Origin of the sequence: Rhodococcus sp. MALMAid1271 (genome assembly GCF_049195265.1) — a bacterium.
Lineage (GTDB): Bacteria > Actinomycetota > Actinomycetes > Mycobacteriales > Mycobacteriaceae > Rhodococcoides.
Genome location: NZ_JBMIRQ010000058.1, coordinates 169,118 through 183,127 on the forward strand (window position 1 = coordinate 169,118; position 14,010 = coordinate 183,127).

General features: G+C 64.7%; 14 protein-coding genes. 4 read left to right on the top strand and 10 right to left on the bottom strand.

The window, feature by feature from the left end; genetic code table 11:
- Positions 1 to 290: 290 nt before the first annotated feature.
- The gene (locus tag ACOQFP_RS07325) at positions 291 to 1,367 is read right to left on the bottom strand and encodes a carboxylesterase family protein (RefSeq protein WP_421583901.1); all 1,077 of its coding nucleotides are present in this window, start codon (positions 1,365 to 1,367) and stop codon (positions 291 to 293) included.
- Between the two features lie 102 nt (positions 1,368 to 1,469).
- Between ACOQFP_RS07325 and ACOQFP_RS07330 the strand changes: the two genes are divergently transcribed.
- Both ACOQFP_RS07330 and ACOQFP_RS07335 read left to right on the top strand, forming a co-directional pair.
- The gene (locus ACOQFP_RS07330) at positions 1,470 to 1,640 is read left to right on the top strand and encodes a CsbD family protein (RefSeq protein ID WP_206492147.1); all 171 of its coding nucleotides are present in this window, start codon (positions 1,470 to 1,472) and stop codon (positions 1,638 to 1,640) included.
- A 210-nt stretch (positions 1,641 to 1,850) separates the two neighbouring features.
- Positions 1,851 to 2,570 (top strand): GAF and ANTAR domain-containing protein, encoded by a 720-nt coding sequence (locus ACOQFP_RS07335; RefSeq protein WP_206492146.1) that lies wholly within the window; start codon positions 1,851 to 1,853, stop codon positions 2,568 to 2,570.
- 219 nt (positions 2,571 to 2,789) lie between these two features.
- Here ACOQFP_RS07335 and ACOQFP_RS07340 read toward each other — a convergent pair whose 3' ends face one another.
- From ACOQFP_RS07340 to ACOQFP_RS07360, 5 genes are all read right to left on the bottom strand, one after another.
- On the bottom strand, positions 2,790 to 3,806 hold the full coding sequence (locus tag ACOQFP_RS07340; protein WP_206492145.1) for a zinc-binding dehydrogenase: 1,017 nt from the start codon (positions 3,804 to 3,806) through the stop codon (positions 2,790 to 2,792).
- Positions 3,782 to 5,305 (bottom strand): phosphonate ABC transporter, permease protein PhnE, encoded by a 1,524-nt coding sequence (phnE, locus tag ACOQFP_RS07345; protein WP_421583940.1) that lies wholly within the window; start codon positions 5,303 to 5,305, stop codon positions 3,782 to 3,784. The genes ACOQFP_RS07340 and phnE overlap by 25 nt, the downstream gene beginning before the upstream one ends.
- A 65-nt stretch (positions 5,306 to 5,370) precedes the next feature.
- The gene (gene phnC, locus ACOQFP_RS07350; RefSeq protein WP_206492143.1) at positions 5,371 to 6,177 is read right to left on the bottom strand and encodes a phosphonate ABC transporter ATP-binding protein; all 807 of its coding nucleotides are present in this window, start codon (positions 6,175 to 6,177) and stop codon (positions 5,371 to 5,373) included.
- Entirely contained in the window at positions 6,177 to 7,145 is a 969-nt protein-coding gene (locus ACOQFP_RS07355) for a phosphate/phosphite/phosphonate ABC transporter substrate-binding protein (RefSeq protein WP_421583902.1), read from the bottom strand. Before ACOQFP_RS07355 ends, phnC begins: the two co-directional genes overlap by 1 nt.
- Positions 7,146 to 7,207: 62 nt before the next feature.
- Entirely contained in the window at positions 7,208 to 7,906 is a 699-nt protein-coding gene (locus tag ACOQFP_RS07360; protein WP_206492142.1) for a phosphonatase-like hydrolase, read from the bottom strand.
- A 108-nt stretch (positions 7,907 to 8,014) separates the two neighbouring features.
- Here ACOQFP_RS07360 and ACOQFP_RS07365 point away from each other — a divergent pair, with 108 nt between their 5' ends.
- Both ACOQFP_RS07365 and ACOQFP_RS07370 read left to right on the top strand, forming a co-directional pair.
- Positions 8,015 to 8,728 carry a GntR family transcriptional regulator gene (locus ACOQFP_RS07365; RefSeq protein WP_341244748.1) on the top strand — a complete coding sequence of 238 codons (714 nt, stop codon included), beginning with the start codon at positions 8,015 to 8,017 and terminating at the stop codon, positions 8,726 to 8,728.
- A 27-nt stretch (positions 8,729 to 8,755) separates the two neighbouring features.
- Positions 8,756 to 9,877 carry a TIGR03364 family FAD-dependent oxidoreductase gene (locus ACOQFP_RS07370; protein WP_421583903.1) on the top strand — a complete coding sequence of 374 codons (1,122 nt, stop codon included), beginning with the start codon at positions 8,756 to 8,758 and terminating at the stop codon, positions 9,875 to 9,877.
- Between the two features lie 79 nt (positions 9,878 to 9,956).
- Here the strand turns inward: ACOQFP_RS07370 and ACOQFP_RS07375 are convergent, their stop codons facing one another.
- From ACOQFP_RS07375 to ACOQFP_RS07390, 4 genes are all read right to left on the bottom strand, one after another.
- A complete protein-coding gene (locus ACOQFP_RS07375) occupies positions 9,957 to 11,147 on the bottom strand; it encodes a Dyp-type peroxidase (RefSeq protein ID WP_421583904.1) in 1,191 nt (396 codons plus the stop codon).
- Positions 11,148 to 11,172: 25 nt separating this feature from the next.
- Entirely contained in the window at positions 11,173 to 11,727 is a 555-nt protein-coding gene (locus tag ACOQFP_RS07380) for a copper chaperone PCu(A)C (protein ID WP_421583905.1), read from the bottom strand.
- The gene (locus ACOQFP_RS07385; RefSeq protein ID WP_421583906.1) at positions 11,724 to 13,199 is read right to left on the bottom strand and encodes a PepSY-associated TM helix domain-containing protein; all 1,476 of its coding nucleotides are present in this window, start codon (positions 13,197 to 13,199) and stop codon (positions 11,724 to 11,726) included. Before ACOQFP_RS07385 ends, ACOQFP_RS07380 begins: the two co-directional genes overlap by 4 nt.
- A 179-nt stretch (positions 13,200 to 13,378) precedes the next feature.
- Entirely contained in the window at positions 13,379 to 13,909 is a 531-nt protein-coding gene (locus tag ACOQFP_RS07390) for a hypothetical protein (RefSeq protein ID WP_206492136.1), read from the bottom strand.
- Between the last annotated feature and the right edge of the window lie 101 nt (positions 13,910 to 14,010).

Genomic DNA, 14,010 nt, shown 5'->3' on the forward strand with positions numbered 1-14,010 from the left:
ATGCGCTTTCGTCAAAAAAATTTTCGATTTCCTTCCGAAGCCCGAAGAGACCGATTTATGACGGGGGTCACGATGGCCCGGCACCCTCCCCGATGTCCGCTCGCCGGTCTTCATTCGCCGGTCTTCACTCCCCGGTCTTCATTCGCCGGTATCCACTCCCCGGTCTTCACTCGCAAACGCGCGCGCGTTCGTCATCCGCGTTCGGATTTGCGCTCTGCGATGGGGCTACTTCGCGCGCGTCTGGCGAATGCGCGCGCTTTTGCCGAGGGCAGAACACCGGGCCGCGCCACTCAGCGAGTGAGTGCGTTCCAGAAGTCGCAGTGATGCTCTGCATCGGCGTCGATCACCGAGATGTCGCCCGAGACGAACTGCAGCACGGGTGTGTCGGTGACGGTGGTGCGCGGCCACTCGGGCGCACCGTCGGCCTCGGGTGTTCCCGTATGCGCGAACGAGGTGAGGTACGCGATCATCGTTCGGGCGAGATCGTGCTGCGCCGGAGTCTTCAGCACATCGTGACCGTCAAGGTCGAAGAAATACGGAATATCGGTTGCATGAGCAGCGTCCTGCGGCACACCGGACGCGCCGACACCGCTCACGTCCGCGGTCCCGGTATCGGCGAATTCGTACGAGTACACCGGTGCCTGCGCCGCGAGCGCGCGATTGTTCCGATAGGTGGGGCAGGACCATCCGGCGTCGGTGGTCGCCGACGCCCAGGCGACGGCGGCAGACGAAAAGCCCTGCAGCGGATACAGATCGGCTACGCGACCCGCATTGCCCCCGAACGCGTCGGCCAGAAGGGTTGGGTACGACTGCGCCGTCACGGCGGAGGGGTCCGCCAACAACGCACCTCCGACGAACGAATTCTGCTCCGCTCGATTCCCACCGGAGAACACCGGAACCGGCAGTGCAGCACCATTTTCGACGGCCTGCCTCGGATCCTCGGGGAGCAGGTCGGTCCCGTACGCGAGGACATCGGAGAAGTACTCCCCATTCGCCACCAGAGCGTCCACGGGTAGTGCGCGCAGACAGTCCACGACGCCGCTTCCGGTACAGCCCAACTGCTGCGCGACATCGCTTCCCACCGACTCGTTCTCGGCCAGCGACACGTACGGGCGCTGCTCGGGTACACCCGGGTAAATCGAGCCGGCGGGAAAGGCCAACGCACACGATCCCGACATGATCGCGGCCTTGTCCACCAGCCCCTGTGCCGCAGGCGAAGTCATAAGAGCGCACGTAGCCATTCCACCCGCGGACTCCCCGAACACCGTCACATTGTCGGGGTCTCCTCCGAACGCCGCCGCGTTGTCGTTCACCCACCGTAGGGATTGAATCTGATCGGCGAAGCCGAAGTTCCCGGCACCGTCCACACCGTGCTCTGTGACTCACGTCTCATTACTGCGGCGTGCGCTTTCGGCGTCGAGCATCGACCAACTCTTCAGTACCAACCCGGCACGAGAAAAGGAATTCACATGAGCTTCATCGACAAGGCGAAGAACGCAGCAGAAGATGCCCTCGGCAAGGCAAAGGAAGTTGTCGGCGACGTCACCGACAACAAGGACCTCGAGGCCGAGGGCAAGAAGGACCAGGGCACGGCAGGGGTGAAGAAGGTCGGCGAGAACATCAAGGACACCTTCAAGTAATCGACGACCGTGAGGGCCGCCGATCCCAGGATCGGCGGCCCTCACCTCGTTGTGCCGGACCCTCGGTATTGGTTGAACAGCGATCTCGGTGCGATGTATACACTGCACAGCGCTGGCCGTTCGGCCGGTACGGGCGTCCAGCAGAAGGCGCATGATGTTGGACCTCTCCGACGAAAGGGCGGCAGAGGTCCCATGCGAGAGGACCCTGTGATGTCGACATCACCTGACGATGTCCACTTTTCCAGCTCGTCCCACGCATCGATGCTTGCCGAGTTCGCCCGCTCACTGCGCGACAGCCGTCGGTCGATGCCCAAGACCGTCAGCTCTATCCTGCGTACCGCGATTCGGCTCATCCCAGATGCCACCATCGGCTGCGTCACCACCGTGAACAAGGGGGAACGCACCGTCGTCGCATCCACCGATCCGTTGGCGGAGAAGCTGTGTCGACTTCAATACGAACTCGACGAAGGACCCATACCCACCGAGGTACGACACATCGACGTCGTTGTCTCGGACGATCTCGCGAGCGAGTCGCGCTGGCCACAGTTCGCCGCCCTCGCAGTCGACGAAGGGCTCCGGTCTCTGGCCGCATTCCAGCTGTACAGCAACGCCGATGATCTCGGGGCTCTCGTTCTCTACAGCACCGTCCCCGACGCATTCGACGCCGACGCGGTGGAGATCGGCGAAGCACTCGCCGCCCACGCTGCCATCGCGATGCTCAGTGTGCGCGACAACGAGCAGTTTCGCGCCGGGCTGGCCAGCCGCGACATCATCGGCCAGGCCAAGGGAATGATCATGGAACGCTTCGGCCTCGACGCGGTACAGGCATTCGAGTTACTCGCGAAACTGTCGCAGCAGCAGAACCTGCCCTTGCACCGGGTGGCTCGCGATCTGGTCGAGGCCGATCACCCGACGAACTCGACCTTCTGACCACCTCGGGGTTTCGATCAGCTGCTTGCGAGGAAGGCTGTCGGTGGTATCGGCTGGCAACACTCGATATCCGCGGGCGGTTACGTCGTTGAGACAACAGCGATAGACCGCTCGTCGCCGCAGTTCTGGTCGACAGCTCGAACACCACCATTGTTCGACGCTGTCCGTGGCCGGGATACCCAGCGTTGTGCCCGCGAGGTCCCTATCCGGCACCGCTCCTCACGGTGCAACCGACGACCGAAGGATTCCCGCCGACGTCGGCCGCAACACCGATGCGAGTTCAGCCAAGGGCACCGGTGCCTCGACGAGGGTTTCCCACGGATACTTCTCACCGGTAGCAGCCAGGAAGTCGACGGCTCGGTGCAGGTGCCGCGGCTCGTAGTTGTGGATTCCGGTGATGGTCAGCCAGTTCCGCACAACTGCTTCGGGGTCGACGGAGATCGGTGCGTCCGGCGCGACGGATCCCGCGAGCACGAGCCGCCCACCGATATCGAGTCGCTCCGAAGCCGCCTGCACAGCCGAGGACGATCCGGAGAAGTCGATGGCCACATCGGTTCGTGCGCCGGCGTCCGGCTCGGCCCCGAATGCGCGGGATCGATTCTGCCGCTCGAAGTCTCGATCGAGCACTGACACCGATGCTCCTCGCTCACTCGCTGCCGCGGCTGCCGTGACCCCCAGCATCCCCGCTCCGACGATCAGTACCCGCCGGCACTCGACATCACCGGCGGCGTCGAGAGCGGCCATCACCGTCGCCGTGGCACACGCTGCGGGCGCGGCGACGGCGTCGGGCATGGTGTCGGGTACCCGGGCCACTGCGGTTCCGTGCGGGAGCACGATGTGTCGGGCGTAGGAGCCGCTGAGAACCCATGAGCTTTCCGCGGATTCGTGACCCACCTTGCGCACGGACGAGCACTTGGCCGTGAAGCCGGAGGTGCACCGGGCGCATCGACGACACGGTACGGTCACCGACCAGACGATCCGATCCCCCACCTGCGCAGACGATGTCGCATCACCGACGGCAACCACACGGCCGACAGCCTCGTGTCCGAGTACCGACGGACACGCTGCGTGCCGCCTACCGGACACGGTGTGCAGATCGCTCCCGCACACCGTGGCGAGATCGACACGCACCAGCAGTCCTCCCGGCTCGAGGGCGGGAATCTCGATGTCCCACATCTCGATCCCGGTCCCGGTCCATACGGCAGCCTGTGTCAGACCAACTGTGATCTGATCCATCCGGAGATCCTTTCCACGACATACACCACGATGAAGATGACGAGAACGATCGCACCGGCGACATCGAAATTCAGAGTGCGAATGGACTCGAACAGCAGGAAGCCGACTCCGCCTGCGCCGACGATGCCCAGAATCGTCGATGTGCGGATGTTCACGTCGAGCAGATACAGACTCGACCCGATGATCGACGGAATAGCCTGCGGAACAATAGCGCTCAGCGTTCTGTTCCACCAACCGCCACCGACCGAGGCCACCGCTTCCACTGGACCGGGGTCGATCTCCTCGATCGCGTCGGCAACGAGTTTGCCGAGGAATCCGATGGATCCGATGGCCAATGCGCAGGTTCCCGCCACCGGACCCAGTCCGAGCGCTGCGACGAACACGACGGCGAGGATGAGTTCGGGGACGGCGCGAACCAGCAGGATCCACGATCTCGCGATCCAGTACACCGTAGGGTGCGGGGATGCGTTGCGCGCGGCCAGGACTCCGACGGGAACGGACAGTGCGATTCCGATCGCGGTGGCTACGACTCCGATGGCGACGGTCTGTACGGCAGCGTCGAACAGGTCCGCTCCCAGCGCGGAGAAGTCCGGTGGGACCATCCGCCCGAACACCTCGATCGACGGCCCGATCCACGTCAGAAGAGAGCGCGGATCCAATTCGAGAACCACGAACGACGCCACGACCGCGAAGACGAGCACGGCCGACGCCCCGACCCGCATCAGTCGATCACGCTGCGGACCTGCCGCGGAGGGCACCAGCAGCATCCGGCGAAGGGCCATCGCTGCCAATTCCATTGCGGCGATGATCGCCAGGATCACCAGCACGATTCCGAGAGCACGCGGGTAGATCAGTCCGCGAAGTGCGTCCTGCAGAGCGAATCCGATACCGCCTGCCCCGACGAAGCCGAGCACCACCGACATGCGCAGGTTGATGTCGATTCGATAGACGAAAGCTCCGATCCATGCGGGAACGACCTGCGGAACAACGGCGTTGATCATCTCCCGGCAGTAGCCGGCTCCGGCGGCTCGGAGCGCCTCCCGCGGCCCGACATCGGTCTCTTCGATGGCGTCGGCGAACAGTTTGCCGAGCATGCCGATGGAATGCAGTGCGAGGGCGAGGATACCGGGCAGCACCCCGATTCCCAATGCCCTGACGAACAGCACCGCGAACAGCAGATCCGGCATCGCCCGGCAGAACGTGATGACGGCGCGAGCAACGCCGTAGAGGACCGGGTGCGGCGAGGTGTTCCGTGCCGCCGCAAATGCCAACGGTACCGAGACGATCGCTGCGAGCACGGTGCCCAGTACGGCCATGAGCAAGGTGTCGAGTGCGAGGGAGACGATCCGGCCGGTGTCGTCGACGCGGGGCGGCAGCATCCGCTCGAGCAGATTTCCGACATCCTCCAGACCGTCGATCAACGTGGTCGGCGCGAAGTCGATGTACCCCGCCGAGAGCACGGTGAGAACCAGCGCGCAGACGCCGAGCGCCGGCAACACCCATCGACGTCGACGCGGATCGTGTTGTACTGCAGCGTTTGCGGGCTTGGGTTCGGCGGTGACGGTCATGTCGGTGCCACCGTGGTTCTGTTCCCGGGGTCGGGCGCGATTCGCTGGTAGATCGGCATGATGTCCTCGCGCTGCAGACCGGCGGCCGGACGATCGAGCACCAGCCGGCCGTCTCGCAGACCTACGAGGCGATGTGCCCAGCCGAGCGCGAGATCGACCTGATGCAGGGTGCACACCACGGTCAGCTTTTCCTCGCTGCACACCCGCTGCAACAGGTCCATCACCACACTCGCGTTCTCGGGGTCGAGCGACGCTACAGGCTCGTCCGCGAGCACGATCCGTGGACGCTGCATCAGGGTGCGTGCGATTGCCACCCGTTGCTGCTGCCCGCCCGACAGTGTGTCGGCGCGTCGATCAGCGAAGTCCGCCAACCCGACTCGGTCGAGGCACGCCCGCGCTTCCTCCCGCATCGCTTTCGGGTAGGTGGCCGCGCCGTAGCGCGGAACAGACAGACGGCCGATACCTCCCACGAGAACGTTCTCGAGGCAGCTCAACCGACCGACGAGGTTGAAATGTTGAAAGATGAAGCCCACATCTCGACGCAGTTCGCGTACCCGACGCCGGTTCGCGAGGTCGACGCGAACATCGAGGGCGGTGATGCTCCCCGAGGTGACGGGATGCAGGCCGTTGATGCACCGCAACAGCGTCGACTTGCCGGATCCGGAAAGCCCGAGCAGAACCAACATCTCGCTGCGATGCACATCGAGATTCACGTCCTTGAGCGCGGTGGTGGATCCGAACGCCTTGGTGACGTTGCGGACGCTGACCACCACATCGCCTCGGTCCATCGGTGCGGACATCATCAGCCCCGGCACTTCTCGGAGCCGGTGATCTCACATACGGCACGGACGCCGTCGTAGTCGCTGTCCTGCGCGGGCACGACGCCCCAGGCATCCTCGTCGGTGATGCGGCATTCCTCGGCGCAGATGCCGTCGGCGACGAAGGCATCCGAGTTCATGCCCTCGCTGAACACGTCCTCGAGCTTTGCGATGGCGTCGGCACCCAGATCGTCGTTGGCGGCGAAGAGCGAGCCGGCGATGGTGTCGGACTTCCAGACGGTTTTCAGTTCGCCGGGTGCGATCTCGCCGTTGTCGATCATCGTCCGGTCGACCATGGTGTCGAATGCGAATCCGGCGTCGCAATCGCCCGCTTTCACAGCAAGTACCGATGCATCGTGCCCGCCGGCATAGATCGGGGTCATCGCGGCGGAGATGTCGGCCTCGGAACCGGAGGCGATCACGTTGTCCTCGATGAGTCCCGCTGTCGGATAGAGGAATCCGGAGGTCGAGCTCGGGTCCACGAAGCAGACCTTCTTTCCCGCGTAGTCCTCGAGACTGTTGACCGAGGCATTGTCCGAGCGAGCGATTCCGTACGACTGGTATCCGGGAGGCGTGCCCTCGTCCTGAACGACCGCACCCAGCGGCGTCATCCGTGCGCCGTTGATCCCGGCGACGACGTAGGCGAAGGGGCCGAAGAACGCGATGTCGACGTTGCCGGCGATCAGACCCTCGACCACACCGGCGTAGTCCGAGGCCTGGATGAACTCGACGTTCGCTCCGGTCTCGTTCTCGAGCCGCTCGATGACGGGGTCGTAGCTGGCCTTCAGATCGGTCGAGTTCTCCGCGGGAATGGCAGCGAGCGTGATGGTTTCGGGGAATCCCTGCTCAGTGGTGGCTCCGTCGGAGGAGCTCGAGCAACCGGCAGCGACCAATGCCGCAGCCGAGAGCATGGCCGCGGCGGTCGCGGCACGACGGTGAGATGTGGTGATCATGGTGTGGTGTCCGTTCGGGCTGTGGTGGATGTTCAGGGCAGAGCTGTTCAAGACAGAGCTGTTCAGGGCAGGACGATGGGGGGAAGGTCGGCGACGCTGTCGAGCACGTGGGTGGCACCGGCGTCGCGCAGCTGGCTGCCGGAGTGCGCTCCGGTGAGCACACCGACCAGAAGAGATGCGCCTGCGCGTCGACCGGACAGGATGTCGCTCGACGTGTCACCGACGACGGCGACGGCGGAAATGTCGCTCACCTCGGAGAGCAGGGCAGCCGAGAGCACGAGATCGGGATGAGGACGGCCGCGACCGGCGCTGCCGGGTGCGAGGAAGGCGTCGGGCAGATCCCGCCAGCCGAGCGCATCGATGATGCGATTCTGGGTGGAGGTCGAGAATCCGGTCGTCAGAACGACAGTGACACCGGACTCACGAAGCTTCGTGATCGCCTGGGCCGCACCGGGTACCGGCGATACGCCATCGTCGATGCGCGCGTCGTACGCCGATTCGAAGGCGCGGTTCGCGACCTGAGCACGGTCCTCCGATCCGAACAGCGCCCGGAACACCTCGATCTTGGACTGCCCCATCGTGTCGAGGACGTAGCGGCGGGCATCGTCGCGTTCGGGGCCGGTGTCGGCGAGTCCGGCTGCGGTCGCAGCGGCTTCGAAGGATTCGAGCACCAGACCGTCGTCGCTGACCGTGGTTCCGGCCATGTCCAGGACGACGAGTTCGATGGCGGTGCTGGTGTGCGGGCTGGTGGGGTTCGGCATGACGAAGAGACTGCCGTTTGGTATAGACCATTGCGTGGAACCCGGGTGAACACATAGTGAACGACGCGCGAAGAATAGGTCTAGACCAATTAGTGCTATGGTCTGTCCATGGTTGTCGACACCGAACCTCGCGTACTCAAGCACCAGATCGTGCGTAGGAGTCTCGACGCCATGCTCGACGGGATGTCGGCGGGCGATGCGTTTCCTTCCGAGCGCGATCTCGCCGATCGATACGACGTGTCTCGCGAGACGCTGCGTCAGGCCATTCGAGAATTGTTGGTAGCCGGTCGAATCGAACGACGCGGCCGTGCGACGGTTGTTGCCGAACCCAAGGTCGTACTGCCGTTGGCCATCGGCTCGTATACCGAGGCCGCGCGGGAAAAGGGCATGAGCGCCACCCGAATCCTGGTCGGCTGGGATGTCTTCCGAGCCGATGAAACTCTGGCGGAGCTACTGCGAATCGACATCGGCTCGGAGGTGGTCCAACTCGAACGCGTCTTCACCACCGGCGACGTTCGAGTGGGACTGGAAACCACTCGCATCCCCGCCTCTCGCATCCCGGGCCTGCAGGACAGTTTCGATCACCGTTCGTCGCTGTATGCCGAATTGGCAGCACGGGGAGTCGCATTCGGTCGCGTCGTCGACACCATCGAAACCGTCCTCCCCGACGCCAGGGAGGCCGCACTGCTCACCGTCGACACTCGGACACCGATGTTTCTGCTGGGCCGTGTCTCCTACGACACGGACGGGGTTCCCATCGAACACCGGCGATCGCTTTACCGCGGAGACCGAATGACCTTCACCGCTGTCATGGACGCCTGACATGACCTCTCGAGGAAGACGCCACTGATGATATCGACATACGACGTCGTGGTCGTCGGGGCCGGCATCGTCGGTCTCGCACACGCCTATCACGCTCATCGGCGCGGTCTCACCGTGGCGGTGGTCGATCATGCCGATCGCGTCGCAGGCGCCTCGGTGCAGAACTTCGGACATGCCTGCATCACAGCGCAATCCGGCACCGCACTGGACTACGCGCGAGTCGGCCGCAGTCACTGGCTCGACCTCGCCCGCACAGCGGGATTCTGGGCTGCCGAATCAGGAACACACTGCGTAGCCCGGCACGAGGACGAGTTCGCGGTGCTCGAGCAGTTCGCCAAACTGCGCGGCGAGGAGCAGGTACAACTACTGGACCGCACCGAGGTGCTGAGCCGACTCCCTCTTGCCGACACCGATGTGGTCGGCGGCATGTATCTTCCGCAGGACGTGCAGGTGGACCCGCGTGCTGCTGCGCCCGCAATCGCACGCTGGCTCGAGACCGCCGGAGTGGATTTCCACTGGCGCACCGCTGCAACGTCGTTCGCACCGGGCGTCGTCCGCACCTCACGCGGCGACCTGCATGCCGGCACCACGTTCGTCACCGTCAACCACGACATCGATCGACTGTTCCCCGAGTACGCCGAACGCGGCGGGCTGGTGCGGTGTCGGCTGCACATGATGCGCGCCGCACTCCCGCTGCGTGCGCCGCTACCCACGCCGCTGTTCACCGGTTGGTCGCTGCTCCGGTACTCGGGTTTCGAGAACCTCCCCGCCGTCGCAGACGTCGCCGCTCGTCTGCAAGCCGAGTATCCCGACTACGTCGAGCTCGATCTGCACCAGATGTACACCCCCCAACCAGACGGGTCGATCCTGCTCGGCGACACACACGTTCGCGAGATCACCGCCTCCCCCTTCCAGAGCGAGGACGGCTTCGAGGTACTGCTCACCGAAGCTCGGGCGCTGTTCGGAGTCGACCACATCGACGTCACCGAGCGGTGGCAGGGGACGTACTGTTCGGCACCGGGTTCGGAGTTCCTGCTCGAAGAGCCGGTCGATGGAGTGCACATCGTCACCGTCACCACCGGGATAGGCATGACCACCAGCATGGGTCTGGCGCTGTCCACTGTGAACAGGACTCTGGTACCGGCCTGAGCGCACCTGGTTGTTCACGATCGAACTCCGGCTGCTTCGATCCCGCCGGCCAGAGACGATCGTGAACACCCCGGTGCGTCTACTCGAGCAAGCTCTGGCCCAGATAGCCGTCCTCGGCCACTCCCGGCAGTATCGCGAACACCGCAGACCCGATCGGTGTGGTCCACTCGTTGAGCGCATCGAATGCATCGAGACGCTGCTGAATCGGCAGAAACTGGGTCAGTACATCGCGCTGATAGCTCGCGAACAACAGCCCGGAGTTCGACACCGAACCGGGATCAGGTGGATCGTCGTAGTTGTACGCGCGCCGGAAGATGCGCTCGTCCTCTCGGGTGTGCCGAGCGCGCGCAATATGCGAGGACGGCGGAATGACGGGTATGCCGAATCGGTCGGTCGCGTCGAAATCGGCCTCGTCGAATTCACTGGCTCCGGTCAGTGGGGCACCGGTATCGAGAGTTCGCCCCACCGACAATTCCCGCCCGGGTCGATCCAGCTCGTCCCAGGTGTCCATCTCGATTCTTATGCGCCGTAACACCATCGACGTTCCGTGTTGCATCCACGGCTGATCGCTGCCGTCGTCCCAGACCAGGGTGTCGAAGTCGGTGCTCCCAGCCGCCGGATTGACCGTGCCGTCCACCTGTCCCATCAGATTGCGCATCGTGGTGCCCGATTGCTCCGTACCACGCGCTCGACGGAATCCACGCTGGGTCCAGGCGATGGTCACCAACGAACGTACGTTCTTGGTGAGCACCCGCACCGCGTGCGCGACGGTGACCGGATCATCGGAACACACCTGCAGTATCAGATCGCCACCCGTGAATTCTGGCTCGAGACGGTCGATTTCGAACGCCGGGAGCGGGGCCAGCCAGGACGGTCGTCGATCCGGTAATCCGATCGCATCGAACACACCGGGACCGAGTCCGACGGTGATCGTCAGACGCGCGGGCCGAAGGGCCAACTCTGCTTCGGTATCGGCCAGCGCCGGTGCACCGGCAGTCAACCGTCCGATGTCCTCGGTCCAGACCTTCAAGATCCCGATCAGCTCCGCACGCCCGACGCGACTGCGCAGATTCAGCCCGACGAAGGCCGAGTGCGCCTGCGGTGGAACGGTATCGATTCCGGCCTGATGCAGCCCGCGCCACGGCACCGTGTCACTTCCGGTGGCAGCCGCCTCGGCGCGACGGTCGTTGATCCCGTAGCCGGTCGCCGCTCCGACGCCCGCGACGCCGAGCGCGGCGACGCCTCCACCGAGGAGGCGTCGCCGGCTCATCGAGCGTGGAAACCGGTTTTCGTGCTCACCCACCGTTCGCCGGTGCCGATGTCGTCGATCCGTCCATGTTCATCCCTCCGGGCTGATAGTTCTCCTGGGCGCCGGAGAAGTCGCGAACCTGTGCGGTGAACGTCGTGGTCGACGCATCCTCGAACTCGAGCGTGACTTCGGCATCGGCTCCGGGGGTCAGCGGCGAGGTGACGTCCATCAACATCAGGTGATCACCGCCCGCGGCGAGCACATGTGTGCCGCCTGCCGGAATGACGAAGCCGCCTTCCTTGGGCCGCATCACCATCGCACCATCGGCCCCAGTTGCCATCTCGTGCAATTCCATTCGGCTCGAGGCAGGAGACGACGCTCCGACCACGTGCACATCGGTGTCTCCGGTGTTCTGTAGTTCGGCGAAGGCAGCTGTCATGCCGGAATCGGCGGCCTTGACCCATTGCTCGCGCACGACAACGGAATCGGACTCCTTCGCGGCAGTCTCGGTGGAGCCATCGCTGTTCGAGCATCCGGTGAGTATCAGACCGGTGACCGACAGGGCAGCCACCAGCATCGAAGTACGTCGGGAGAGGTTCATACGAGTTCGCTTTCGTGTTGGGAATCATGTACTACGGCCGCTCGGGTCCGCGCTCGACTGATCGAGCCGAGGACCACATCGACCGCGAGGAAGGCCACCAGGCTCAGGCCGAGCAGCGGGACGAACCACCCGACGGCACCCGCAACGACGGCCAGTACGACGGCCGAGACCGGCGAGATGCGGCGAATACCGCCACGGAGGGGCGGCCGACCCGCGCTCAGACCGCTCGCTCTGGTGGGACGGCGTTTCCACCACATCATGTACCCGCGAACGATGACTGATGCCAACGCGACTGCGAGTGCAAGGAGCGCAAGCTGATTGGCCACGCCGAACAGTGTCCCCATGTGCAGTTGAATGCCCCAGGCCGACAACTTGGCTGCCAGCGGCCAGTCGGAGAAGCGCGAAATGTCGACCACCGCGCCGGTGCTGCCGTCGATCGAGATGGAATCGTTCGACATCACCCAGGGCTGACGGGTTTGGGCGACGACGAAGGCCGCGTCCTCCGCCGCCGGAATCGATGCCTCCACCGCCCCGTCGATGCCGTTGGCTGCAGCGATGTCGAGCACCGAATCGATCCGTCCGACATTGAAGTCGGCCGTCGACGCGTCGGTCGACATATCCATCGAATGACCATCGTGACCGGAGTGATCCCCCGCCGTCGCTGCGCCGGAGGAACCGATCGTCTTCGTGACGGTCGGGGTGGTCCAACTCATCGCCGCCCGTAGGTCGCTGACGTTCTTTCCCGCGTAGGTGGACCACGTGAGCCCGGTGGCCGACAGGAAGATCAGACCCACCGCTATCCAGATTCCGGCTACACCGTGCCAGTTCAACGAGCGGTTGCGTCCCTTCGACCGTCGATCGAAGGTGAACAGACGTGCCCTGTCAGGGTTGCGTCGATATCGCTCGAACCACAGGAACACGCCGCCGAGCGCGATCACCCACAGCCACGAGGCGGCGAGTTCGCTGTAGAGGCGACCGGGCTCGCCCAGGTGCAGGTGTCGATGGAGTTCGGAGATCCAGCTGCGCACCGGCAATGCGCCGGACGAGCCGTACACCGGTAGTTCGCCGATGGTCATCGCGGTGGCGGGGTCGACGAAGACGGCCAGCCGCTTGGATTCGCCGAGGGTGGGGTCGGTGAACATCACCCGCGTCGTGTCGCCGGGATCGGCGGCGGGGCGCACTGCGGCGACGGTGAGGTCGGGTCTTTCGGCCTGGGCGGCTCGTATCTGATCCGACACCGGCGCGGCCGCGCCTGCGGCGTCGACGTGCAGGTAGTCCCGATACATCAGTTGTTCGATGGTCGGTGCGACGGCGTACAGGCCGCCGCTGATGGTGGCGATCAGGATGAACGGTGCGATGAGGATGCCCGCGTAGAAGTGCAGCCGCAGGATCAGCGGACGCCAACTGCGGGGAATGGTCGGACGGGTGGGCGGGGAAGGATCGGCGATGCGTTCCAATTCCGGTGTGGACACGAGAACTCGTTTCGTGAGTAATGCGGGCGCGCGGATGTGCGCGAGGTGGCATCGCAGGACGGATCGGGCCGCACGGAGGCGGCGCGCGTCACCGAGAGTGCGATGTGCGGTGTCGAATGCGGCAACAGCCCATTACCCGACGACCGAACGGCACGGGCGGGTATGAGATCGGGCTGTGCTCAGGCAGTTCGAGCCGGTGGTCCTCGATTTCCACAGCCGGAGAGGTCGAGCAGTCGGTAGGAGCGCGGAACTCGGTAGACCGGGAACGGTGGGCTGATGCGATTCTCGTCGACGACGAGGGTTGCCAACAGCGGAAGGGCCCTCCGAAGTGAGGTGATGGCACGCCGGATTCCGTGCTCCGCTCCGCGGATGGCCAGCGCCCCGACCACCACTGCAACGGCGTGGGCAGCCAGCATCTGCTGACCGAGCATCGGACCGTGATGGTGACCGTCGACGGCGGTGAGCAGCAGGTGTCCGATCGCCTGAGCTGAGGCCAGCACAACCAGGAGCTGCGCTCGGGGTGCCGCCGTGTTCGGTGTCGCCGATGTCGCATATCCGACCGCCGCGCACACGAGCACCAGCATCACGATCGCCGCGTCGGAGGGGAACATCCCGCCGCCGAAGGTATGTGCTGTTGCCGTGACCAGGGCAGACAGAGCACCCACGGAGGCACCGCGCAGGGGCGCGAATCCATCCGTGGTGGCAGACATGAACGGGATCCTACTACCGACTACGCCGCGTAGTAGACCAGGCATCCGAAACAGATCCTCGGACTCCGGAGCCGGACCGGCGGTCTTTTTTCGGATGGTTA

What these genes read in the sequence shown, in the direction of transcription:
- ACOQFP_RS07330 (WP_206492147.1), top strand. Translation starts at nt 1,470, where the DNA reads ATGAGCTTCATCGACAAGGCGAAGAACGCAGCAGAAGATGCCCTCGGC.
- ACOQFP_RS07335 (WP_206492146.1), top strand. Translation starts at nt 1,851, where the DNA reads ATGTCGACATCACCTGACGATGTCCACTTTTCCAGCTCGTCCCACGCA.
- ACOQFP_RS07340 (WP_206492145.1), bottom strand. Translation starts at nt 3,806, where the DNA reads ATGGATCAGATCACAGTTGGTCTGACACAGGCTGCCGTATGGACCGGG.
- phnC (WP_206492143.1), bottom strand. Translation starts at nt 6,177, where the DNA reads ATGATGTCCGCACCGATGGACCGAGGCGATGTGGTGGTCAGCGTCCGC.
- ACOQFP_RS07355 (WP_421583902.1), bottom strand. Translation starts at nt 7,145, where the DNA reads ATGATCACCACATCTCACCGTCGTGCCGCGACCGCCGCGGCCATGCTC.
- ACOQFP_RS07360 (WP_206492142.1), bottom strand. Translation starts at nt 7,906, where the DNA reads ATGCCGAACCCCACCAGCCCGCACACCAGCACCGCCATCGAACTCGTC.
- ACOQFP_RS07365 (WP_341244748.1), top strand. Translation starts at nt 8,015, where the DNA reads ATGGTTGTCGACACCGAACCTCGCGTACTCAAGCACCAGATCGTGCGT.
- ACOQFP_RS07370 (WP_421583903.1), top strand. Translation starts at nt 8,756, where the DNA reads ATGATATCGACATACGACGTCGTGGTCGTCGGGGCCGGCATCGTCGGT.
- ACOQFP_RS07375 (WP_421583904.1), bottom strand. Translation starts at nt 11,147, where the DNA reads ATGAGCCGGCGACGCCTCCTCGGTGGAGGCGTCGCCGCGCTCGGCGTC.
- ACOQFP_RS07380 (WP_421583905.1), bottom strand. Translation starts at nt 11,727, where the DNA reads ATGAACCTCTCCCGACGTACTTCGATGCTGGTGGCTGCCCTGTCGGTC.
- ACOQFP_RS07390 (WP_206492136.1), bottom strand. Translation starts at nt 13,909, where the DNA reads ATGTCTGCCACCACGGATGGATTCGCGCCCCTGCGCGGTGCCTCCGTG.